Below are 22,937 nucleotides of genomic sequence, written 5' to 3'. Positions count from 1 at the left end.
GCTTGCTTTTCGCGACTCGAAACTCGTATCGGGAAATGCCTTGCTTACGCGCCAAGCCACCCGGCCACAGCCTGCGGCGTCACCGGCAGATAGTGGTCCACCAGCAGCGCGGTGAACAGCGCGAACAGATAGGTAATGGAATAGCCGAAGGTTTTCATCGGCAGCTTGGGGTCGGTGGAGAACCGCAGTCGCACCGCGTGGTAGAGAAACACCAGCCCGAGAATCAGGGCGCTGAGCAGGTAGATCAGGCCGCTCATGCCGGTGAGATAGGGCAGCAGGGTGCAGATAAACAGCAGGATGGTGTAGTAGAGCACCGATTCCCGGGTAAAGGGGATGCCGTGGGTCACCGGCAGCATGGGGATATCTGCCTTGGCGTATTCGTCCCGGCGGTGAATGGCCAGGGCCCAGAAATGCGGTGGCGTCCAGACGAAGATGATCAGCACCAGCAGCCAGGCGTAGGGATGCACTTCCCCGGTGACCGCCACCCAGCCCAGTAGCGGGGGAATCGCCCCGGCAATACCGCCGATAACGATATTCTGCGGGGTGGCACGCTTCAGATAGAGGGTATAGACGAAGGCGTAGCCGACGAAGCCGAACAGGGTCAGCCAGGCGGTGATCGGATTGACCAGAAAATACAGCATGACCATGGATGCGGCCGCCAGCAGCACCGCGAAGGCAATGGCGGCTTTTGGGCTCAGCTTGCCGGCCACCAGCGGGCGTTTTTCGGTGCGTTTCATTATCGCATCGATTTTCTGGTCCATGATCTGGTTGATGGCCGCGGACGACATCATGGCCAGGGTCAGTCCCAGGAACGCCGGAATGAAGATATCCATGGGCACCATGCCGGCTGGCTCGGTGGCCAGAAACATGCCGGCCACGGCAGTCACCATCAGCAGCATGACAACCCCGGGCTTGGTCAGGGCCAGATAGTCGCGCCAGGTGGCGGGTTGGCTCATGGTCACGCTCCTTGCGCTTTGGACGATGTTGACGCAGATGGTTTGCGCAGGCCGCATTTCACGTTGATGGCACGGATAAACAGCACCAGGCTGGCAAGCAGCAATACGGCCACGAAGTTATGGGCCACGGCCACATCCAGGGGAACGGCAAACATCACATTACTCAGCCCCAGGCCGATTTGCACCACCAGCAGGCCAAGGATCACCAGGGCAAAATTGCGGAAAAAGACGCTGCGGGCCCGCAGCAAGATTTTACCCACCAGTGCCAGTACCAGCAGGGTCACCAGCAAGGCGCCGAAGCGATGCATCACATGAATCGTGGTGCGGGCGTCGTTATCCAGCACGCCAAATTCGTAGTCCGGTTTGTCATGCTCGTGCCCCCAGAAAATAAAGGCCTCCTCGAAGTCCAGACGGTCCTGCCAGCCTTCTTCGCACACCGGCAGTTCGGTACAGGCGACCGCCGCATAGTTGCTGGCGGTCCAGCCGCCCAGCGCAATCTGCAGGATCACGGCTACCAGGGTGATCGAGGCAAGCGGTTTCAGCATGCGCACGTCGCAATCATTGAGGAAGCTGGGCCACCGGTAAAGCCGCGCCGTCAGAAGTACCAACAACGTGAATGTGGTGAATCCCCCCAGCAAGTGCAGCATCACGATGGTGGGTTGCAGCCCCATGGTGACGGTCCATTTGCCGAGAATCCCCTGGAAGATCACCAGAGCCAGCAGGAACAGGGGCAGTTTGACCGGTTGTTTCTCTTTTTTGCGATTGAGTAATGAGAGTGCGGCGATGATCAGGATCACCAGGCCCAGCTTGGAGGCAAAATAGCGGTGGACCATCTCCGGTACGGTTTTGTGCGCTTCGCGAAGGCTGCCCGGCATGGCGCTGTTGGTCGTGTTGACATGATCGATGGCTTTTCGAACATCCAGGTGTCCATAGCAACCGGGCCAGTCCGGACAACCCAGGCCGGCATCCGACAGACGTGTCCAGGCACCAAGGATAATGACGACTGACACCATAAGCACAGCCAGTACGCAAAAACGGCGCAGCCAGATTTGAGAGCGAGTAAGCGCTTGCATAGTTAGCGTTCCGTTAACCGATCAGAGACCCTTTCAGGGTGCGTTTGAGATCGACGCGGATGTTTTCCGCCTCTTCCAGGGTGGCATCCATGTTTTCGTGCGTGGGATAACGCATGAAGATCTGGCCGTCCGGGCTGACCAGGAAAATATCGCCAATCGGTTCACCGGTGGTCGTGTCGTAAACCGGTGCCAGGGCGGTATTCACGGTTTGCGGATCGGCATGAATGGAGACCATGCCGTCCACGTTATTGTTGAGGAAGTCGTTCAGGGCTTCGCTGGGCGGGGCCGTATGCAGGATTACGCGGCGCACCCTGTCCACATCGGCACCCAGGGTCAGGCGTACCTGGCGAATCTGGTAGTAGAGACCATTCTTGCAGCGGGTGTCACAGTCGCTGCCTGCCACATACAGGATGGTCCACAGGCCGGCCATGTCGTCGCCGTTATAGTTTTCACCCTCTTCATCGACGGCATTCAGGGTGGCCATGTCGATATGGGGAATCAGCAGTTGGCCCTTGTTTTCCCTTGGCAGTTCCCAGGGGTCTATCAGAAAGCGACCCGCCAGAAAAAACAGGATAAAAGGGGCAACGATTGCCACCAGAGTGGCAATGTTCTTGATCCGTGGAGACATTAGGTGTCCTCTCGGGTTCTGCGCCGGTTGCGCACGGCGGCGGCAACATATATCAGCAGTGCGGCCAATGCCAGTGCAAACCACTGCAGCGCATACGCCTTGTGTTTGTCCGGGCCCATGGGGGCGATGTCCTGCCAGGGGCGAGGCAAGGGCACCTGGCCGCCCAGAGCCAGATCCGGGCGCACCCGGATTTCGAAGGGCGCCAATTCTACCCCAAGTTTTTCGCCAATGGCGTCAAAATCCACTTTCTGTACACGCAAAGGCCACTGATTGTCGGGCAATGGGGCATTCTGCAGGACAAATGTCTCCCGGGAGGGGCGATACACCGTGCCCTCCACCGTAATTGTCCCGCTGATGGCGGCTATCTCCGGCAACTGCTCCCGGCTGGCGCCGCGAGGCAGCCAGCCCCGGTTGATCAACACCCAATGATTCTCCGGGGTCTGCAGGGGGGTAAGAAGATAGTAACCGGCGATTCCATCGCGGATGCGGTTGTCCAGCAGCACGTTGTGGGTGTTATCCAGTCTGCCGGAGAGCGCGGCTTGTCTGTGAAGGGGGGCAGGATCAGCCAGCAGGGCGGGCAGGCCTGCTGCCGGTTGGCGAGCCTTTTCTTCCTGTGTCGCCAGCCACAGACGTTTTTCCTCGGCCCGTTCCAGCTGCCACCAGCTCAGCCGCAGGCAGATGGCTACCACCGCAAGGGTAGCCAGAAAGGCGATCCAGGACAGAACCGGGCGCCGGTTCTCGGTGTTTGACATGATCTTTGCTCTCGCGATTGCAGCATCCATGATGAATGGGCTGCAGCGGATAGTGCGTGCACTGGCAGGTGCGGCCATTACAATGGCGGCACAGTATAGTAAAGCCCGCTTGACGCCAAGCGCGTGTCAAGACCGAGGGCCATCGAGACGGAGTGTATGTATGTGGTGGGTGAAACTGATAGTCATCGTGCTGTTGATTGCGGCGGTGGTTTCCCTGGGCCGGGCGCTGTTCTCCCTGGTCAAGGATGATGGCAAGTCCGGCAAGACCATGCGTGCCCTGGCCTGGCGGGTAGGGTTTTCGGCGGTGATCTTCCTGTTCATTCTGCTGAGCATGATGATGGGCTGGATTCAGCCTCACGATGTGAATCCCACCAAACGTTACGGTCAGCCCATCGAGCAGAGCGCCCCGGCCCAGTAACGCTCCCTGTCTATATAAGAAGAAGCGGCTTGTAAAAGTCAGGTAAAAACGGGCCGGGTCCCCGAACTTCTCCTGAGTGCCGGCCTCTCACCTGACGAGCCCGCCGGGTGCGGGCACAGTGTGGTGAAGGGCCAGGAAATGGATGGCCAGGGAGCAGGATGCACTTCACCCCATCCCCGAATTGTCTGGAGGCTGCGTTATGGAATGGATAACCCGAGTGATGGTGGTTCTGTTCGTGCGGTTGCTGGCCCGGGCCGAGCAGGTGGCGCTCAATACCGGCGACCCGCTGCGCGATTCGACGAAACCCCGGGTTTGAACCCGATCACATTTTTTTCCGGTGGGTGGAACCTTTTTCCCCGCCGGTGGACCAATCAGGTAAGCAAGATACGTTTTCTCCTCTTGTAACATCAGGCAACCCTCGGGGCGTTCAGTAAGACTGGCGCCCTTCTTTTTTGTCTGGTGTCCGGCGAGAAGGGTTACTTCTTGGGTGCCGGCCCCGGCGGCATGGGAAAAGCGGTGATATTGTTGCCGCTGGACTCGATGATCTTGCCGACGCCTTCCTTTTCCACCTCATCGATACGGATCACCGCGTGCAGGGGAATAAAGGAACGCATCACATCGTTGAATTCCCGTTTCAGCTTTTCCTCCCCCGGGTCCACTACCAGGCTGGCCCGCTCTCCGAACAGAAAGTCTTCCACCTCGACAAAGCCGTAAAGGTCGCTTTGGTATATCTGTGAGGCATAGATCTCGTACACATGACCTTGATTGTGGAATATCACCCGATAGATTTGACGTCGTTTTGACATGGATGTGGTACAAGCTGTGTGTGGTAAAGGGGAGCGGAGTCTAGCACGATGAGGGAGGGCTCGTATCTGCCTGAAAGGCTTGATAAACCCTACCTTTCGGCTGGACTTTGGCCATCCGAATGACTAGAGTTGGCGCCCATATATGCAGTGGGGCAATTTGCCGCACCTGTGGCTATCCGGCGAAATTGATCATGCTGATTTCTAGCTGTTTGATTTTATTGGATTTTGCCACCCGTATGATCCCTATTGGTGGCCGCCCCCTTGGTCGCTGAGGTCTGCGGGTCAAGGCGTTGGCTGCGGCTCCACCGCATCATCCTGAAACTTCGCTTTCCAGGTGCCGGTGACGGCAAAGAACAAGCGTGCCCTACGAGGCCATGCTGGGGAAAACAGGGAGCAAACGCATGCAGTCAACTCTGTTCCACCGCGCGGCGGCGGGTCTGACGTCACTGATGATCAGTGGTATGACCTTCGCCAGCGACTGGACCGAACGTTCCGACCTCGACCTGCGACCGGGGGTGACCCAGGTCAGTCAGGATATTCAAGATCTTCACACCACCGTGCTCTGGATTGTGACCGTTATTGGTCTGCTGGTGTTTGGCCTGATCGTGTATTCCATGATCCGCCATCGCCGCGCCAAGAACCCCAATCCGGCCACCTTCCATGAGAATGTCTTTCTGGAAGTCCTCTGGACCGTGATTCCCTTCGTGATTCTGATCGCCATGGCGGTGCCTGCCACCCGGGTTCTGGTGCAGATCGACGACAGCGCAGAATCGGAACTGACGGTGAAGGTGACCGGCTACCGCTGGAAGTGGAGCTACGAGTACCTGACCTACGAAGACGACAACGACATTGGTGTGTCTTTCTTCTCCAACCTGGCGACTCCCCCGGAGCAGTACAACAACCCGGTGCTGTCCGGTGGTCTGTTCCCCTATGGCACCGCCAAAGAGCTGGTCGGCAAGGAAGCTCCCGAGAAAGATCACAACTACCAGCTGGAAGTGGATAACAAGCTGGTCATTCCGTCCGGCCAGAAAGTTCGCTTCCTGGTAACCTCCGACGACGTGATCCACTCTTTCTGGATCCCCGATTTCGGTGGCAAGAAAGACGCTATCCCCGGTTTCGTCAATGAAATGTGGGCCAAGGTTCCGGAAGGCAAGGAAGGCACTTACTACGGTCAGTGCGCCGAGCTTTGCGGCAAGAACCACGCTTTCATGCCGATCGCAGTGGAAGTGGTCAGCCAGGACGAATTCAAGACCTGGATTGCCGAAGAGAAAGAGAAAGCCGCCTCCGGACCTGACCTGACCCCGTTCAGTGGTCTGGATCAGGCGATGGAAGAAGGCAAGCAGGTCTATGCCAGCGCCTGTGCACTGTGCCACGGCGCCAATGGTGAAGGTGGTATCGGTCTGCCGTTTGCGGGTACCGATTTCTCCACCAAGCCGGAGTACCTGAACGAACACATCGATGTGCTGGTTAATGGCCGTGCTGCCATGCCTGCATTCAAGGCTCAGCTGACTCCGCGCCAGATTGCCGCGGTAGTGACCTACGAGCGTAACGCATTCGGCAACGACACCGGCGACCTGATCCAGCCCGCCGACGTTAACGACCACGAATAAGGGAGGGGATAGCAATGTCTACTGCAGCTGCAACCCATGATGATCACCACGATCATCACCACGCCCCGACCGGCCTGAAACGTTGGCTGTTCAGCACCAACCACAAAGATATCGGTACTCTGTACCTGTGGTTCAGCTTCGCCATGTTCCTCGCTGGCGGCTTCATGGCCATGGTGATTCGTGCCGAGCTCCTCGAGCCCGGCATGCAGTTTGTCGATCCGGAATTCTTCAACCAGATGACCACCGTACACGGCCTGGTCATGGTGTTTGGTGCGGTAATGCCCGCCACGGTTGGCCTGGCCAACTGGATGATTCCCTTGATGATTGGTGCGCCGGATATGGCGCTGCCGCGGATGAATAACTGGTCCTTCTGGATTCTGCCTTTCGCCTTCGCGATCCTGATCGGTTCCGTGATCATGAGTGCCTTCGGTGATGGCAACCCCAGTGCGCCGAACTTCGGTTGGACTTTCTACGCTCCGCTGTCCACCAAATATGGCCCGGACTCCACGGACCTGTTCATCCTGTCCGTCCATATGATGGGTATTTCTTCCATCATGGGTGCCATCAACGTGGTCGTTACCGTCTTCAACATGCGTGCCCCAGGCATGACCCTGATGAAGATGCCGCTGTTCGTCTGGACCTGGCTGATCACCGCCTTCCTGCTGATCGCGGTTATCCCGGTACTGGCCGGTGCAGTCACCATGATGCTGACTGACCGTCACTTCGGCACCAGCTTCTTCGATGCCGCCGGTGGTGGTGATCCGGTCCTGTTCCAGCACATCTTCTGGTTCTTCGGGCACCCCGAGGTGTACATCATGATCCTGCCGAGCTTCGGTATCGTGTCAGCGATCATCCCGGCCTTTGCCCGCAAGCCGCTGTTTGGTTATGCCTCCATGGTGTATGCGACCGCGTCCATTGCGCTGCTGTCCTTCGTGGTCTGGGCCCACCATATGTTCACCGTGGGCATGCCGCTGGCCGGTACCCTGTTCTTCATGTACATGACCATGCTGATCTCCGTTCCCACCGGTGTGAAGGTGTTCAACTGGGTGGCTACCATGTGGCGCGGCTCCATGAGCTTCGAGCTGCCGATGAAGTGGGCCATCGCCTTCGTGGTGCTGTTTACCTGTGGCGGTCTGTCCGGCCTGATGCTGGCGATCACTCCGGTGGACTTCCAGTACCACGACACCTACTTCGTGGTGGCTCACTTCCACTACGTACTGGTGACCGGCGCGATCTTCTCCATCTTCGCCGCCGCCTACTACTGGCTGCCGAAGTGGTCCGGCGTGATGCCCAACAAGACCCTGGGTGAGCTGCACTTCTGGAACTCCCTGATTTCCGCCAACCTGCTGTTCTTCCCCATGCACTTCGTGGGTCTGGCCGGCATGCCGCGTCGTTACGCTGACTACGCGCTGCAGTTTGCGGACTACAACTTCTGGATTTCCATTGGTGGCTTCTGGTTCGGTCTGTCCCAGCTGCTGTTCCTTGCGGTCGCCGTGCTGTGCGCCATGAAGAAAGGCGAGAAAGCCCCGGCCAAGCCGTGGGATGGGGCCGAGGGTCTGGAATGGGAAGTGCCGTCTCCGGCGCCGTTCCACACCTACGACACCCCGCCGGTGGTCAAGTAAGTCCCGGATAACGGACAGGAGCGGGCACCATGAGTGAAAAACAGCTCAGCGTGGAAGAACGCAACCAGCGTACGCTGAAGAAGCTGTTGATCTGGGCGGTAGCCATGTTCGGCTTCGCCTTTCTCATGGTGCCGTTCTATAACGTTATCTGTGACATCACCGGTCTCAACGGCAAAACATCCAGTACGGCAGCCACCGATGTTCCCGAACAGGTGGTGGCTGACCGTACCGTGACCGTGGAATTCATTACCCAGAAAGGCGATGGTCTCACAGGAGAATTCACCTCCGAGACCAAGCGGGTCAAGGTACATCCGGGGGAAATCACCCTGGTGCATTTTTACGCCAGCAACCCGACATCAAAGGACATGATTACCCAGAGCATCCCTTCCGTGTCACCGGGGGAAGCTGCGCGCTACCTGCACAAGACCCAGTGTTTCTGCTTTGATCAGCAGACCCTGGCGGCTGGAGAGCGCAAGGACATGCCGATGATTTTCTATCTGGACCCGGAAATTCCCGGTCACATTAATCAATTCACTCTGTCCTATACGATCTTCGATGTGACAGAGCGGGTCGCCGGTAAAAATAACAGCGTGGCTGTGAACTGATAACAGCCGGTTGTAGAGGAGATTTTCGAATGGCTACTGAAAAGTATTACGTTCCCGAGAGCAGCCCGTGGCCGCTGACCGCGTCCATCGGCCTGTTCATGACCGCCATTGGCGGTGCCAAGTTCATTCAGCAGAGCACCATGGATACCATGGAGCCGAACTTCTTCGGCAAGCCGCTGTTCTTCATTGGTCTGGCCTGGTTGCTGCTGGTGATTGCCGCCTGGTGGCGCGACACCATCAAGGAATCCGTGGGCGGTCTGCACAGCAACCAGCTGGGCGGGTCCTATCGCCAGGGCATGCTGTGGTTCATCTTTTCCGAGGTGATGTTCTTTGCCGCCTTCTTTGGCGCCATGTTCTACACCCGCTGGTTGATCATTCCGTGGCTGTCCGGTGAAGGCTCCAACGCCATGACCCACGAACTGCTGTGGCCGGGTTTCCAGGCCATGTGGCCGCTGACTGTGACCCCGGACGGTACCACCACCACGCCCATGGGGGCCTGGGGTCTGCCGGCCATCAACACCGCCATCCTGCTGGTTAGCTCCATTACCCTGACCATTGCCCACCACGCTCTGCTGGAAAACCAGCGTGGCAAGCTGATCATCTTCCAGGCCATTACGGTGGTACTGGGTGTCATCTTCCTGGGTCTGCAGGGCCTGGAATATGTGCACGCCTATGACATGGGTCTGACGCTGGATGCAGGCATCTACGGCAGCCTGTTCTTCCTGCTCACCGGCTTCCACGGTGCCCACGTGACCATCGGGACCATCTTCCTGTTTATCACTCTGATCCGTGTGATCAAGGGTCACTTCAGCCCGGATAACTGCTTTGCCTGGGAAGCGGGTGCCTGGTATTGGCACTTTGTGGACGTGGTCTGGCTGTTCCTGTTCGTGACCGTTTACTGGTTGTAAGCAGGCGGCAGCACGCTTCACGCTGCAGGCAACACCAAAAAAGCCGCGCTCCGAGAGGATCGCGGCTTTTTTGTTTCGATCTGAATGGTGTGAGTAACGCCCCGGCGAAGGGCCGTTATCGAGGCGCCATTGTGAATGGCGTTGGAAAGAGAGTAGAGATGACCGCGTTGGAGCCTTGCTTGCAAGGCGAAAGGCTATCCTTTTTCACAAAGCTAGCCAGGCCTCGCCTTGCAAGCAAGGCTCCAACAGAAAGGGAAGATCAGTCTGAGAGTACGCGGCTCAGCCACTGCCCGATATCGCGGATCTGTTCCAGGCAGACCATGTGCTCCATGGGATAGGTCAGGTATTCCGGCGCGAAGCCCATAGTGGTCAAGGTGTCTGCGGCGCGACGACCCAGCACTTCCGGGACCATCGGGTCCTGGCTGCCGTGGCAGATCATGACGGGCAGGGACGCATTGGCAGCAGACGGTGTGACCGGCATGGCCATATAGGTGGACAGGGTCAGCAGCCCGGCCAGCTTCTGCGGGTAGCGCAGTGCAGCCTGGTAGGCAACGGCACCGCCCTGGGAGAAACCGGCGATGACGATCCGATGGGCGGGAATGCCGCGCTGGATTTCCCGTTCGATCAGAGCGTCTACGGCATCTGCGGACGCCAACACGCCGGCCTCGTCCACCTTGCGGTCGATATCCATGGCCAGAATGTCGTACCAGGCAGGCATTACCATGCCGCCGTTAACAGTGACGGGAATGTCCGGCGCATGGGGAAAGACAAAGCGTACCGGCAATGCAGCGGGCAACTGCAACTCCGGTACGATGGGCTCGAAATCGTGGCCACTGGCCCCAAGGCCATGCAGCCAGATCACGGTAGCCGTGGCGTCGCCGGCCGGCTCGATTTCCACACACTTCAACAGTTCGCTCATGCTTTGTCCTTGTCTGTCATGGGGCTGCCCTTCCTCGTTGGAGCCTTGCTCGCAAGGCGAAGGGTTGGTCAAGCCAGGCGCCTATGAAACCTTCGCTTTGCGAGCAAAGCTCCAACGGCGAGGTTTGGGGGCTGCTGCTCCTCGTACCTCGATTTCACGCCCCGCCGGCCACAATCACGCGCACGGCTTCCAGCTGACAGCGGGCTTCGCCGAGTACTTTTTCCAGCGCCTCAGTCTGGGCTTCCAGCGCCTGGATCTCCTCATCGCGCACCGCCGGGTTCTTGGCTTGCAGGGCTTTCAGACGGGCCAGTTCATGGGCCTGTTCCCGGCGCATTTTTTCCAGGGCATCGTCGATGGTGCCGCGGGCCTCTTCGGCGGCGCGGGCTTCATCGGCCTTGAGCAGTTTGTCCAGCAGCGGCTTCTGGCTGCCGACAATCTTGCGGCTCAGTGGCTTGTCCATCTTGTGGCATTGCTGGCTCAGGCCCTCGTGGCTGATCGCCTGGCTGATGTTCTTGCCGTTGGCATCCAGCAAGTGGCGAATCACCGTGGTGGGCAGGAAGCGGTCCGCCTGCAGGTATTTGGGGGCCACCGCATCGATGGTGTAGATGGCCTCAATCAGCAGGGTGCCGGCATTGATCTTGGGGTTTTTGAGCAGACTCACGGCAGCCTTGCCACGGTGTTCGGTAAGCAGCATGTCCAGGCTGCCGGTGACCATGGGATGCTCCCAGGTAAGGAACTGCATGTCATCCCGGGCCAGTGCGGTGGCCCGGTTGTCGGTCATGGTCACGCCTTCCTCCGGCAGCCCCGGGAAGGCATCGCGCATATGCGGGCCGGGTTTGAGGATCACGGCGGTGTCGGAATGGTCTTCCTGATCCACACCGTAGCGATCGAAGACCCGCTGCATGAAGGGCAGGGGGCTGTCGTTATCGGAGTCGGCGAGGGCCTGTTTCAGTTGTTCGGCCCGATCGTTGTCGAAGGAACTCAGCTCCAGCAACCGGTCGCGGCCGGTTTCCATCAGGGTATGCAGTTCATCGGCAATGGTGCGGGTCTCCGACACCAGGGCATCAATGGCGGTGTATTCCGGGTCGCCACACAGCAGCGGTTCCAGGGCATCGCGGCTACGCAGGTAGATGTCGTGGCCGGCCGGGTTGGTGTGCTCGAAGGCATTCATGCCTTCGTGGTACCAGCGGAACAGCACTTCCTGGGCGTGGGCCTCAAAGTAGGGCACATGGATCTGGATGTCTTCAGTCTGGCCGATACGGTCCAGCCGGCCGATGCGCTGTTCCAGCAGGTCCGGATTCAGCGGCAGGTCCAGCAGCACCAGATGGTGGGCAAACTGGAAGTTCCGGCCTTCGGAGCCGATCTCGGAACAGATCAGCGCCTGGGCACCATCCACATCATCGGCGAAGAAGGCGGCAGCCCGGTCCCGCTCGATCAGGTCCATGTCCTCATGGAACATGGCCACGTTCATGCCCAGCTTGTAGTTGCAGTGGGCATGCAGATCGGTGGCGGTATGGCGGTTGGCACAGATCACCAGCACCTTGTCTTTGCGGTGTTCCTTGAAGAACTTTTCCAGCCAACTGACCCGAGGGTCCAGGGTGCACCAGCGGTCGTCGTGGAACAGGGTTTCCGGGTGCAGATGGCCTTCCCGTTCCTCGTCGCTGTCGTACTGGTATTCCTCCGGCAGCGGTAACGGAATGCCGTGCACGTGGCGGGTCGGGAAGCCGGCAATGTTATGACGGGTGTTGCGGAACATGACCCGGCCGGGGCCCGAGCGGTCCAGCAGTTCGGCCAGAATTGCCTCGCGCTGGTCTTCGCTGATAGTCATGTCCGGCAGCAGGCGGGCTGCCTCGGCCTTCAGGTCAGCGGACCAGCTGTCCTCGTCATGGAGCTTGCCGGCCAGGCTGGCGATTTCCTGGTAGTGGGTCTGTTCCTCGCGGAAGGCCTCCAGGCTGGGATAGCGGTCCGGGTCCAGCAGACGCAGGCGCGCATAGTGGCTTTCCAGACCGAGCTGTTCCGGGGTGGCGGTGAGCAGCAGCAGACCACGGGCCTGGCGGGCAATGGTCTCTACCCGCTGGTAATCGTCGCTGGGGGTGTCTGGCGCCCATTCCAGGTGGTGGGCTTCGTCCACCACCAGCAGATCCCAGTCGGCAGCCGCCAGCTGGTCGATATCGCACTCGGCAAGAAAATCAGTGCTGCACAGGATCAGCTGTTCACTGAGAAAGGGGTTGTCCCAGGTCTGCTCTGCGGCCTCGTCGGCGTCATCGCCCCCGTCGTTCTCCGCGGCGGCTTTTTCCTCTTCGATAATCTGCGCCAGCATATCCTTGATGCTGGTTTGCGGCTGCAGCGCGTTAAGCCGCTCCGCATCGAAAATGGAAAAATGCAGATTGAAACGACGCACCATTTCCACAAACCACTGGTGCACCAGCGGTGAAGGCACCACCACCAGCACCCGCTTGGCACGGCCGCTGAGCAATTGCTGATGGAGAATCAGACCGGCTTCGATGGTCTTGCCCAGGCCCACTTCATCGGCGAGCAGTACCCGGGGAGCGAAGCGGTTGGCCACCTGGTCGGCAATGTAGAGCTGGTGGCCGATCAGGTCGATGCGCGGGCCACGCAGTCCCTTGATGGTGGACTGCTGTTGCTGGCAGTGAGCGTTCAGCGCATCCACCCGCAGTTCGAACCAGCGATTGGAGGACAACTGGTTGGACAGCAGGCGATCCAGGGCGGTGGTCAGGCGCAGTTTGTGGCCCAGATGGGTTTCCGGCACCGGCTGCACGTCTTCTGGTTGGCCCAGTGGGTGAGCCATGTAGACCTTGAGGCCGTTGAGTTCGTTGACCTCGGTCACCACCAGCTCCAGCTCGTCGGCGGTGCGGATGGTATCGCCGGTGCTGAAGATGACCCGCGACAAGGGAGCGTTGTTGATGGCGTAGGTACGCTCCTCTTCTACCGCCGGGTAGCCCACGGTGACCAGTCGGTAATCCAATTCCTTGATGATGCCGAGGCCCAGTTCGGTTTCGGATTCGCTCAGCCAGCGCTGGCCGGGGGTAAAATCAGTCATTATCACTGCCGGTTGATTCTCGGGGGGCGAATTATACGGGTTTGCGCCTGCCCCTTCGATGGGGTTATTGAATCTGCTTGCGAAACCAGCGGCGGGTGGCGTCATCGGCGGGGAAAAAGTGCTCGATACACAGCTCTTCCATCACCACATCCAGAGCGGTGCCGAAACTGGCCAGGGTGGAGAAGCTGCGCAGGCGTTGCCCGGCCAGGTGGATATCCAGAGCCAGCATGGGCTCGTTGCGGTCGCTCGGCGGGTCCCGGTGGAGCAGGGTCTCCACATCCGCCAGTGCTCCGAGGCGTTCCAGCAGGCGGGTCAGCGCCGGGGTCGGACGGGCTTGCTGGTCCCGATGCAGGCGCCGTAACAGAAAGCTTGCCACTTCCTCCCAGTTGGCCAGGAAAGGCCGGTAACCCTGGGGGTGAAACACCAGTTCCACCACATTGGTGGTCTGTGGGAAGGGGCCACGCTCCTGCATCATCATGGCCATCAGCTGTTGCTGTGCCTGATTGGCCATCAACACGTTCCACTGGGCATCCAGCACCACGGCAGGGAAAGGATTGTGATTGACCAGCATGACCTCCAGCGCCTGGCGCACCGGTGCCATGGACTCGCTGTCCAGATCGGTTTCACTGAAGGCCGGGGCATAACCGGCGGACAGCAGCAGCCGATTGGTGTCCCGGCAGCTCAACTCCAGCTCCATGGCCAGACGTTTGAGCATCTGCGAGCTGGCCTGGCTACGGCCGGTCTCGATAAAACTCAGATGTCGACTGGAAACGTCCGCACGCAGAGCCAGATCCAGTTGGCTCAGGCGCCGTGTCTTGCGCAGTTCAGCGAGTATCTGTCCGGTCTGCATGGGCTCTCCTGGAGCGGGGTTGTCCGAGTGCCGGGTAAGCATGAAAGAGCGTGGCAGGCTTCACCATTACCTCTGAGGTAATTGTTCCTCTTCCCTGATCAGGGAAATCTGAATGTACCACTTAATCAAATCGGAGGTGCATCATGCCTTGGACGTCTCTTAAATCTGCTCTGCTGTTCAATGCCCTGTGTTCTACCATTTTGGGAGTGATTCTGCTGTTTTACCCCAGTGCCGTGGCGGCGCTGATGGGTGAGTTCAATCCGCTGATCCTGATGGTACTTGGCGCCGGGCTGCTGCTGTTTGCCGCCGATGTGGCCTGGGTGGCTACCCGCAAGCCGATTTCTCAGCGCCTGGCCAAAATGATCACTACAGCGGATGCTGCCTGGGTGGTGGCCACCCCGGTGGCCATGATCGTGGCCGCTCCCTGGCTGTCCTTTTGGGGCCAGATCCTGCTGCTGGATGTGGCGTTACTGGTGGCGTTTTGTGCGCTATGCCAGCGGCGGGGCCTGCAACGTCAACAACTGGCCTGAGCGAGTGCCGGGGCCTGGCAGGGGCTCCGGTTTCTTTATCAAGGAAATGACATCTCTCGCCATGGGCTGCTGACGCTTTGAACGGGAAATTACGCTATCCTCGGTGGATCGTTATCAAGATGTGCTGTGGTCATGGGCGATATTCTGCCGTTCAAGAAACCGGAAAAGAAAACCCCGCGCAAAGGCATGTGTCAGCATGGCTTTCATAAATGGGTGGTGTGCAAGGACAAGCAGTTCGATGTGAAGCAGGGAAAGCTGGTGACGGTGTATCGCTGCGAGCGCTGCGGCAAACAGAAAGTGAAGGCCTACTAGCTGCGTGTTGAAGAGCCCGTTTCACGCTGAGCATGCAACGGGCACTTCGACAGCCTGCAAGGACATTTCATGCTGAAGATGAAAACACAGTGCGAGACCTGCCAGCGTCTTTTGTCGGCCCAGGCAGAAGCCTATATCTGCTCCTACGAATGCACTTACTGCGTGGACTGTTGCACCGTCCATGCCAGCCGTTGCCCCAATTGTCAGGGGGAGCTGGTGCGTCGCCCCCGCCGTCAGGAGGCCAGCAATGAGGGCGGCTGAATCCGTCTCCCTGCCTGCCGGTGCCGGTTATAGGCTTCCCTTGCAGTGGTTTGCCGCCGAGGCTGCTGCTGCCACGGTGGTGGTGATGCCGGCGTTGGGGATGGGGGCACGGTTCTATCAGCCCCTGGCTTTGGCGATGCAGGACAAGGGCATTAATGTGGCTCTGCTGGAACAGCGCGGCCACGGCGACAGTCCATGGCGTGCATCGCGCCGTTGTGACTGGGGGTTTCGAGAGACCCTGATCAATGAAATCCCCGCCGCCCTGGAATGGCTGACGGCCACCGCGCCGCATCAACCGGTTTATCTGATGGGCCACTCCCTGGGCGGGCACTACGCCGCCATGGCGGCGGGGCTCTATCCCCAACAGGTGAATGGGGTGATTCTGGCTGCCTGCGGCAGTCCCTGGGTGGGAGGCTTCAACGGTGACACTGCACGGAAGTTAAAATGGCTCTGCAGACTGATTCCGCCGGCCTGTGCGTTGCTCGGCTATTACCCCGGAAAGCAGTTGGGTTTTGGGGACCGTGAGGCCCGGACGCTGATGACGGACTGGCTGGCCGTGGCAAAAACCAACCGCTATCAGGCCAGTGGTCTGAGCAAGGACCTGGACAGTGGCATCGCCGCCTATACCGGTCCGGTGCTTTGCCTGCGCATGCAGGATGATGCCTTTGCGCCCCGGGAATCGGTTCACGCGGTCAGCGACAAATTCATTCAGGCCGAGGTGGAACATCGTGTCCTCAATGCCCAAGTATTGGGTGACAAGGCGGACCACTTCCGCTGGGCGCGCAAACCTGAAGCGGTCACGCAGACCATAGCGACCTGGTTGGATAATCTCTGAAAAAGCGCAAAGGCCTGGCTGGAGGGTCCCCTCTCCCTTGAGGGGAGAGGGACAGGGAGAGGGTGAGAGGCACCAAGGCTGGCCCATCGCTCCAGCCTTGTTCCTGTCGGTTCAGTCCAGCACCATGATCGCCTGGCCGGCATTGATCTGCTGACCTTCCTGGCGGTTGATGGCAACCACCTTGCCGCTTTCCGGGGCGCTGATCTCGATTTCCATTTTCATGGATTCCAGTACGGCTACCACGTCGCCTTCGTTCACGGCGTCCCCTTCGCTCACGTTCAGTTTCCAGATGTTGCCGGCCACCGGGGACTCCACCGGGGTGCCGGCCACCTCTTCGGTGACGTTGTCTGCATCCAGATCCTGTGCAGACTGGAAGTGGATCTGGCCGCTCTCCACCCAGCGTTGCAGTTCTTCATCAAAGGCCCGGTTACGTGCTTCGGTGAATTGGGTAATGTCCTGCTGGTTGTCATCCAGAAAACGCTGATACTCGCTCAACTTGAAGGTGGTTTCTTCCACCTTGATGGGATAGTCCCCTTTGGGGAAATCCCGGCGGATCTGGTTGAGTTCTTCGTGGCTGACTTCATAGAAGCGAATCTGGTCGAAGAAGCGCAGCAGCCAGGGTTTGTCGAAGGCCCCGGTTTTTCGGTAACGGTTCCACATCTGCAGGGTGCGGCCCACGAACTGGTACCCCCCGGGACCTTCCATGCCGTACACGCACAGGTAGGCGCCGCCAATGCCCACGGAGTTTTCCGCGGTCCAGGTACGGGCCGGGTTGTACTTTGTGGTGACCAGACGGTGACGCGGATCGTAGGGCGTGGCCACCGGCGCACCCAGATACACATCGCCCAGCCCCATGACCACATAGCTGGCGCTGAACAGGATCTCTTTTACCTCATCGATGCTGTCCAGGCCGTTGATGCGGCGAATGAATTCCAGGTTGGAGGGGCACCAGGGGGCATCCTTGCGCACTGACTGCATGTATTTCTCGATGGCCTGGTGGCAGGCCTGGTCATCCCAGCTCAGCGGGATATGCACGATCCGGGAGGGAACCTCCAGATCATCCTGTTGTTGCAGGGCCCGTTCGGCTTCGGCCAGCGTTTTCAGCAGGGTGTGACGGGGCAAGCGTTGCGGATCGAAATGCACCTGCAAGGAACGGATGCCCGGGGTCAGCTCAATCACGCCGTCGAGGTTCTGTTCTTCCAGCCACAACATCAACGCATCAGCCCGGAAGCGCAAACGCAAGTCCAGCACCAGCGGGCCGTATTCCACCAGCAGGTAGCGATCACCGGCGGCGCGGTAGATCACATCCACACCCACTTCCTGCTCTGACAATGTATTGAGAACCGGCGTGGTGATGGGCGCACTTTCTACCTGTTTGTTCGGCTCACTGAGTGAAGACAGGCAGGCGTCCTGTTCAGCCGCCAGGGCGTCCGCATCCTCCAAGCTGATGGCCTGGAAGCGCAGGGTGTCGCCGGCTTTCAGTTGACCCAGCTTCCAGCGGTCGGCCATGACCACCGTGGCGGGGCAGACAAAGCCCCCCAGTGACGGTCCGTCCGGGCCCAGGATCACCGGCATGTCGCCGGTGAAATCCACCGTGCCCACGGCGTAGGCGTTGTCATGAATATTGGACGGGTGCATGCCCGCTTCACCACCGTCACTGCGCGCCCATTCGGGTTTTGGGCCCACCAGACGAATACCGGTTCGGCTGGAGTTGTAGTGCACCTGCCAGTCGGTGGCGAAGAACATGGCCATGTCGTCGTCGGTGAAAAAGTCCGGCGCGCCATGGGGGCCGTAGATCACCCGCAGGGTCCACTGTTTGCCCAGCGCGGGTTTGAGACTTTCCGGGATCGTCACCTTGCTGGCGGTGCCGCTATCTTCAGAAAAGTGCAGCACATCTCCGGTGCGCAGGGCACGACCGCCGTGGCCGCCAAACTGGCCCAGGGTAAAGGTGCTGCGTGAGTCCAGGTAAGGAGTGCACTGGATGCCACCGGCGATGGCCAGGTAGGCCCGGGCGCCTTCGCCGCTGACCTTGCCCAGTTTCAGTACCTGGCCAGGTTTTACGGCAATGGCCTGGTAAGTTTTCAGCGACATGCCATCCAGGGTGGCCTGCATGTCCGCACCGGTGAGGGCAATACGGGTGGCCTGGTTGAATTTCAGGGTCGGGCCGTTGAGTGTGAACTCCAGTCCGGCCGCATTCTCCTCATTACCCAGCAAACGGTTTGCGAGACGGAAGCTGAGGTTGTCGAAGGGGCCGGACGGCGGCACGCCCACCGGCCAGTAGCCGCTGCGACCCGGGTAGTCCTGCACCGTGGTCATGGTGCCGCCGGCCAGTACATCCAGGGTAAAGGGGGCGTAGCTGAAAGCATTCAGATAGCGGGTGGTCATGCGGCCTTCTGCGAACACCGGGTCGGTGAGGATGGCGCGGACATAGTCCCGGTTGGTTTCGATGCCTTCCAGGGTGATGCTGTCCAGCGTGTCGCTGAGTGCGGCCAGGGCGCTGTCACGATCCCCTTCGTGGATGATCACCTTGGCCAGCATGGGATCGAACAGGGGAGAGACGGTGAGGCCGGCTTCCACCCAGTGATCGATACGCAGTGCATTGCCATCCGCCTGCGGAAACTCCACGGCAGTGAGCAGGCCGGCGCTGGGCTGGAAATCCTTGTTGGGATCTTCCGCATACACCCGTGCCTGAATCGAGTGGCCGTCAGGATGAAAGGGGCCGAGGGAATCCAGTGGTGGCAGATCACCGGCGGCCAGCTTGACCATCCATTCCACCAGATCCACGCCGAAGACCTGTTCGGTGACACCGTGTTCCACCTGCAGGCGGGTGTTTACTTCCAGAAAATAAAACGCGTTGGAATCCTGGTCGAGAATGAATTCCACGGTGCCGGCATTGCGGTACTGCACCGCTTCCATCAGGGCCCGGGCGGTGTCCTGCAGTTCGCTGCGGACTTCATCCGGCAGATTGGGCGCGGGGGTTTCTTCCAGCACTTTCTGATGGCGGCGCTGGGCGGAACAGTCGCGCTCGCCCAGGGTGATGGCCCGGCCCTTGCCATCGCCGAACACTTGCACTTCGATATGGCGGGCGCGGGCGATGTATTTTTCGATAAAGACGCCGTCATTGGAAAAGTTGTTGGCACTGAGACGGCGCACGCTGTCCCAGGCCTTGTCGAGACTGTCGGCGTTTTCGCAGATCTGCATACCGATACCGCCACCGCCGGCGGTGCTTTTCAACATCACCGGATAGCCAATCTCTTCAGCCGCTTTCAGGGCCGCATTCTTGTCGGTAAGCAGATCCGTGCCGGGCAACAGGGGTACGCCGGTTTTTTGTGCCAGTGTCCGGGCGGTGTGCTTGAGACCAAAGGTATCCATTTGTTCCGGCGTGGGGCCGATAAAGGCAATGCCACGGGCCTCGCAGCCTTTCACAAAATCTGGGTTTTCACTGAGGAAACCATAGCCGGGGTGGACGGCATCCACGCCGTGCTGTTCCATCAGCGCAAACAGTTTGTCTTGGTTCAGGTAGGTCTCGCGGGCGTTTCCCTCGCCAAGACAGTAAGCCTCATCGGCCTGGCTCACATGCAGGGAATCCCGATCCGCTTCGGCAAAGACGGCAACGGCTTTCACGCCGAGGGTCTTGAGGGTGCGGGTGACACGGGTGGCGATGGCGCCGCGGTTGGCAATCAGAACCTTGTTGAACATGGCATTGTCTCTTCGACAGGCGACGGGTCGTCCCGTCGATTCACACCTTGGCCGCCGAGGTCGTCCCCGGGGAAATTGATCGGTACTCAGTCGTTCCAGATCAGGACTTCAATGGGTGTCGGGTTATAGCCGTTGCAGGGGTTGTTCAGCTGCGGGCAGTTGGAAATCAGTATCACCGTATCCATACGGGCGGTCAGTTCCACATACTTGCCCGGTGCAGAAATGCCGTCTTCAAAGGTGAGTCCTCCGTCGGCAGTCACCGGCACATTCATGAAGAAATTGATGTTGTGAGTGATGTCCTGCTTGGCCAGATGGAATTCCGGGTGTTCGTTTACGGCCAGCATCCAGCTGTCGCGACAGGCATGCATGCAGCGCTTTTCCAGGTCGTAGCGGACAGTGTTGCTTTCCGTGGCACAGGCGCCGCCCAGGGTGTCATGACGACCGCAGGTGTCGGCAACAATCTCCAACAGCGGATTCATGCGGTTGCTCATTAGTGTAGTGCCGGCGGTGAGGTACACATTGCCCTGTTCACGGATGGTGTCCATGGCGCTGTACCGCTCGGCGGGATCCTCGGCGCTGTAGAACAGGGTGTCGGCGGCCTGGTTTCCTTCCAGGTCCAGCAGACGCACGGTCTGACCCTTCTTGATGGTGCGGATAAAATAATCACCGGCAGCCACCACTTCACGGAAGCAGGCCTGTTCCGGTTGTCGTGTGCTTTCCTTGATCATGGTCAGCTCCTTATAAACCCAGATGATAGAGGCGGTTGTTTTCAAAGGCGCGACCGTTTTCCGGACGGAAGTTCTTACAATAGTCATCGTCAGCAACCGGATCGGCTTTCCGCATCTCAATCTGTACCGGTTTCATCGGGTATTCCTCTGACGGATTCAGCGGATGTGGACAGGTGTGGAGAATCACCAGGGTGTCCATCTCAAAGCGAAGAGTGATGCTGGCGCCGGGCGTTGCCGCAGATGCATCGAACACCAGGTTGCCGTCGCCATCGGTGGTCACTCTGGAGAACAGGTTCAGGTTGGCGGCCATGTCCCGTTCGGTGAGGCCGTATTTGGCCAGCTCGGTAAGAAAGCTGTGCTCGCCGCTCAGCGTCCACTGGTTGTGGCAATCCTGGTAGGAGCGCACCGCATATTTTTCCTTCAGGGTTTTCTCGCTGAGGGTGCCGCATACGGTGTCATGCCAACCAAAATCGTCTTCCACGATAGAGGCGAACACCCGGCCCATGTCCGAGTACAGGCAGTGGCCTTTGCTCAGCTTGAAGGTGTGCTGGCCCTTGAGACTGTCCGGGGCGTTATAGCGTTCCAGCAGCATTTCCGGGTTGTACATCAGCACCGACAGGTTGGCACCGCCTTCCTGGTCGGTAAAACGCAGCTGCATGCCGCGTCGTACCCGCAGCGACCAGTGGGCGCTGCCAGGCAGGAGGGTGGTGTAAAGGCTTTCGTTCATGGCGAAGTCCTAGTTGTCACAGGATGTTGTTAAGAGCGCGGCTGGTTTCGCCCACGTTCTGGTTGATATTGCTCAGGGTGCCGCTGGCGCAGTCCCCTACCGGCAGGTCATAGGTAACCTTGGCGCCATAGGCATTCGGTGCCTGCGGGTCCAGCCGGGGCTTGTCAAACACCCACAGGCGAGTGCCAAGGTAGAACCCCTCGGTGATATCGTGGGTGATCATGAATACGGTCAGGTTCTGCTCTTTCCACAGGCTCAGCACCAGTTTGTGCATGTCCGCCCGAATACCCGGATCCAGGGCACCGAAGGGTTCATCCAGTAGAAGGATACGGGGACGTTTGATCAGTGCCTGGGCCAGCGCCAGGCGTTGCTGCATGCCGCCGGACAATTCATGGGGATACTTGTCGGCAGCGTGATCCAGCCCCACGGATTCCAGCATTTGCAGTGCGGCCTGGCGGAGCTGTTTGCGTTTCTTGCCCATGCTGATGCCCAGCCAGCGGCTGGCTTGCAGTTCGCCACCCAGCATCACGTTTTCCAGTGCGGTCAGGTGGTTGAGCACCGAGTAGCGCTGAAACACGATGCCGCGGCTTTCATCCGGCTCGCTGGGCAGGGGCTTTCCATCCAGCAACAGCTCACCGCGGCTGGGCGCCTCGGTGCCCAGCAGCATTTTCAGGAAGGTGGTCTTGCCGCACCCGGAGGCGCCGACAACGGTGACGAATTCGCCTTCCCGCACAGTGGCATTGAGCCGTTCCAGCACCACCTGATCGCCATACTCCTTCCACAGGTTTTTCATTTCGATAATGGCCATGGTCAGTGTCCTTGCTGATGGAACCAGGGGTAGCGCCATTGCGAATAGCGACGCAGCAGGAAGTCGATGGCAAACGCCAGCAGGGTGATCCACACCACATAGGGCAGAATCACATCCATGGCCAGATAGCGCCGCACCAGGAAGATGCGATAACCCAGCCCTTCGGTGGCGGCGATAGCCTCGGCGGCGATCAGGAACAGCCAGGCCGGGCCCAGGGACAGCCGTACGGCACCGATCAACCGTGGCATCAGCTGGGGCCAGACCAGCCGGGTGATGATCTGCCAGGTATTGGCGCCCAGGGTTTGTAACTTGATGATCTGCTCGTTGGGGATTTCCAGGGCACGCTGTTGCAGATCACGAATCAGAAACGGGGTAATACCGATGATGATGAGCATCACCTTGGCCAATTCACCCAGGCCGAAAATAATGAACAGCACCGGCAGGATCGCCATGGGTGGCACCAATGACAAACCGGTAACCAGGGGGGACAGAGTGGAGCGGATATAGGGAATGGTCCCATTGCCGATCCCCACCACCAGGGCAATCAGGGCACTGATGGCCACGCCGATACCCAGCCGTTGCAGGCTGGCCATGGTGTCGTTAATCAACAGATAGTCGCCGCTGCGTTTGCTGGGTTCGAATGCCATGCGCTGGATGGCATCCACAAAACTGCCCAGCGCCGGCAGCAATTTGTCGTTGGGGTTTGCCGTCAGACGCGCATCGGAGGCCACCATATAGACAATCAGCAACAGCACGAAAGGCAGCAGACCCAATGCCCAGGTGCCCACGCGTCCCGGTTGACGGTTGATCAGTTTTTTCATGGCAATTC

General features: G+C 59.4%; 22 protein-coding genes. 9 read left to right on the top strand and 13 right to left on the bottom strand.

Going from position 1 to position 22,937, the window contains the following annotated elements; translation table 11 throughout:
• Nucleotides 1–44: 44 nt before the first annotated feature.
• Genes cyoE through A0251_RS13835 form a run of 4 tightly spaced genes read right to left on the bottom strand, consistent with a single transcriptional unit; the run spans nt 45 to nt 3,409 of the window.
• Nucleotides 45–956 (bottom strand): heme o synthase, encoded by a 912-nt coding sequence (cyoE, locus tag A0251_RS13850; protein ID WP_062817433.1) that lies wholly within the window; start codon nt 954–956, stop codon nt 45–47.
• A gap of 2 nt (nt 957–958) precedes the next feature.
• Entirely contained in the window at nt 959–2,029 is a 1,071-nt protein-coding gene (locus tag A0251_RS13845; protein ID WP_062817432.1) for a heme A synthase, read from the bottom strand.
• A 13-nt stretch (nt 2,030–2,042) separates the two neighbouring features.
• On the bottom strand, nt 2,043–2,657 hold the full coding sequence (locus A0251_RS13840; protein WP_062817431.1) for a hypothetical protein: 615 nt from the start codon (nt 2,655–2,657) through the stop codon (nt 2,043–2,045).
• Nucleotides 2,657–3,409 (bottom strand): SURF1 family protein, encoded by a 753-nt coding sequence (locus A0251_RS13835; protein WP_062817430.1) that lies wholly within the window; start codon nt 3,407–3,409, stop codon nt 2,657–2,659. The genes A0251_RS13840 and A0251_RS13835 overlap by 1 nt, the downstream gene beginning before the upstream one ends.
• Nucleotides 3,410–3,569: 160 nt before the next feature.
• Between A0251_RS13835 and A0251_RS13830 the strand changes: the two genes are divergently transcribed.
• On the top strand, nt 3,570–3,827 hold the full coding sequence (locus A0251_RS13830; protein ID WP_062817429.1) for a twin transmembrane helix small protein: 258 nt from the start codon (nt 3,570–3,572) through the stop codon (nt 3,825–3,827).
• Nucleotides 3,828–4,303: 476 nt separating this feature from the next.
• Here the strand turns inward: A0251_RS13830 and A0251_RS13825 are convergent, their stop codons facing one another.
• Nucleotides 4,304–4,633 (bottom strand): DUF1820 family protein, encoded by a 330-nt coding sequence (locus tag A0251_RS13825; protein WP_062817428.1) that lies wholly within the window; start codon nt 4,631–4,633, stop codon nt 4,304–4,306.
• Between the two features lie 401 nt (nt 4,634–5,034).
• On the opposite strand from A0251_RS13825, the gene coxB reads away from it, so the two are divergent.
• From coxB to A0251_RS13805, 4 genes are read left to right on the top strand one after another with little or no spacing between them, the layout of a single operon-like run.
• The gene (gene coxB / locus A0251_RS13820) at nt 5,035–6,243 is read left to right on the top strand and encodes a cytochrome c oxidase subunit II (RefSeq protein ID WP_062817427.1); all 1,209 of its coding nucleotides are present in this window, start codon (nt 5,035–5,037) and stop codon (nt 6,241–6,243) included.
• Nucleotides 6,244–6,257: 14 nt separating this feature from the next.
• Nucleotides 6,258–7,865 carry a cytochrome c oxidase subunit I gene (gene ctaD, locus A0251_RS13815; protein WP_062817426.1) on the top strand — a complete coding sequence of 536 codons (1,608 nt, stop codon included), beginning with the start codon at nt 6,258–6,260 and terminating at the stop codon, nt 7,863–7,865.
• A 29-nt stretch (nt 7,866–7,894) separates the two neighbouring features.
• Nucleotides 7,895–8,470 (top strand): cytochrome c oxidase assembly protein, encoded by a 576-nt coding sequence (locus tag A0251_RS13810; RefSeq protein ID WP_062817425.1) that lies wholly within the window; start codon nt 7,895–7,897, stop codon nt 8,468–8,470.
• Nucleotides 8,471–8,499: 29 nt separating this feature from the next.
• Nucleotides 8,500–9,378 (top strand): cytochrome c oxidase subunit 3, encoded by an 879-nt coding sequence (locus A0251_RS13805; protein ID WP_062817424.1) that lies wholly within the window; start codon nt 8,500–8,502, stop codon nt 9,376–9,378.
• A 259-nt stretch (nt 9,379–9,637) separates the two neighbouring features.
• On the opposite strand, the gene A0251_RS13800 is transcribed toward A0251_RS13805, so the two are convergent.
• The 3 genes from A0251_RS13800 to A0251_RS13790 form a co-directional block, all read right to left on the bottom strand.
• Complete coding sequence (locus tag A0251_RS13800; RefSeq protein ID WP_062817423.1) at nt 9,638–10,297, bottom strand: alpha/beta hydrolase; 660 nt, start codon at nt 10,295–10,297, stop codon at nt 9,638–9,640.
• A gap of 154 nt (nt 10,298–10,451) precedes the next feature.
• Complete coding sequence (gene rapA / locus A0251_RS13795; protein ID WP_062817422.1) at nt 10,452–13,358, bottom strand: RNA polymerase-associated protein RapA; 2,907 nt, start codon at nt 13,356–13,358, stop codon at nt 10,452–10,454.
• A 64-nt stretch (nt 13,359–13,422) separates the two neighbouring features.
• Nucleotides 13,423–14,208 (bottom strand): helix-turn-helix domain-containing protein, encoded by a 786-nt coding sequence (locus A0251_RS13790; RefSeq protein WP_062817421.1) that lies wholly within the window; start codon nt 14,206–14,208, stop codon nt 13,423–13,425.
• Nucleotides 14,209–14,351: 143 nt separating this feature from the next.
• Here A0251_RS13790 and A0251_RS13785 point away from each other — a divergent pair, with 143 nt between their 5' ends.
• The 4 genes from A0251_RS13785 to A0251_RS13770 all read left to right on the top strand — a co-directional run bounded on the left by A0251_RS13785 (nt 14,352) and on the right by A0251_RS13770 (nt 16,146).
• Nucleotides 14,352–14,738, top strand: a complete 387-nt coding sequence (locus tag A0251_RS13785) for a hypothetical protein (protein ID WP_062817420.1) — start codon at nt 14,352–14,354, stop codon at nt 14,736–14,738.
• A 132-nt stretch (nt 14,739–14,870) separates the two neighbouring features.
• Entirely contained in the window at nt 14,871–15,050 is a 180-nt protein-coding gene (locus A0251_RS13780) for a hypothetical protein (RefSeq protein ID WP_062817419.1), read from the top strand.
• Between the two features lie 69 nt (nt 15,051–15,119).
• The gene (locus A0251_RS13775; RefSeq protein ID WP_062817418.1) at nt 15,120–15,311 is read left to right on the top strand and encodes a DUF1272 domain-containing protein; all 192 of its coding nucleotides are present in this window, start codon (nt 15,120–15,122) and stop codon (nt 15,309–15,311) included.
• Nucleotides 15,298–16,146, top strand: a complete 849-nt coding sequence (locus A0251_RS13770) for an alpha/beta fold hydrolase (RefSeq protein WP_062817417.1) — start codon at nt 15,298–15,300, stop codon at nt 16,144–16,146. The genes A0251_RS13775 and A0251_RS13770 overlap by 14 nt, the downstream gene beginning before the upstream one ends.
• Before the next feature lie 111 nt (nt 16,147–16,257).
• On the opposite strand, the gene uca is transcribed toward A0251_RS13770, so the two are convergent.
• From uca to A0251_RS13745, 5 genes are all read right to left on the bottom strand, one after another.
• Nucleotides 16,258–19,845: an urea carboxylase gene (gene uca, locus A0251_RS13765; RefSeq protein WP_062817416.1), complete on the bottom strand. Its 3,588-nt coding sequence runs from the start codon at nt 19,843–19,845 to the stop codon at nt 16,258–16,260.
• Nucleotides 19,846–19,931: 86 nt separating this feature from the next.
• A complete protein-coding gene (locus A0251_RS13760; RefSeq protein WP_062817415.1) occupies nt 19,932–20,573 on the bottom strand; it encodes an urea amidolyase associated protein UAAP2 in 642 nt (213 codons plus the stop codon).
• A 10-nt stretch (nt 20,574–20,583) separates the two neighbouring features.
• Nucleotides 20,584–21,300: an urea amidolyase associated protein UAAP1 gene (locus tag A0251_RS13755; RefSeq protein WP_062817414.1), complete on the bottom strand. Its 717-nt coding sequence runs from the start codon at nt 21,298–21,300 to the stop codon at nt 20,584–20,586.
• Between the two features lie 16 nt (nt 21,301–21,316).
• Nucleotides 21,317–22,108: an ABC transporter ATP-binding protein gene (locus tag A0251_RS13750; protein WP_062817413.1), complete on the bottom strand. Its 792-nt coding sequence runs from the start codon at nt 22,106–22,108 to the stop codon at nt 21,317–21,319.
• A 2-nt stretch (nt 22,109–22,110) separates the two neighbouring features.
• Nucleotides 22,111–22,929 (bottom strand): ABC transporter permease, encoded by an 819-nt coding sequence (locus A0251_RS13745; protein WP_062817412.1) that lies wholly within the window; start codon nt 22,927–22,929, stop codon nt 22,111–22,113.
• Nucleotides 22,930–22,937 lie beyond the last annotated feature (8 nt).

The sequence above is a fragment of the Alcanivorax sp. NBRC 102024 genome (assembly GCF_001602235.1).
Classification (GTDB): Bacteria; Pseudomonadota; Gammaproteobacteria; order Pseudomonadales; family Alcanivoracaceae; genus Alcanivorax.
This window is presented reverse-complemented; position numbering and strand designations above follow the sequence as displayed.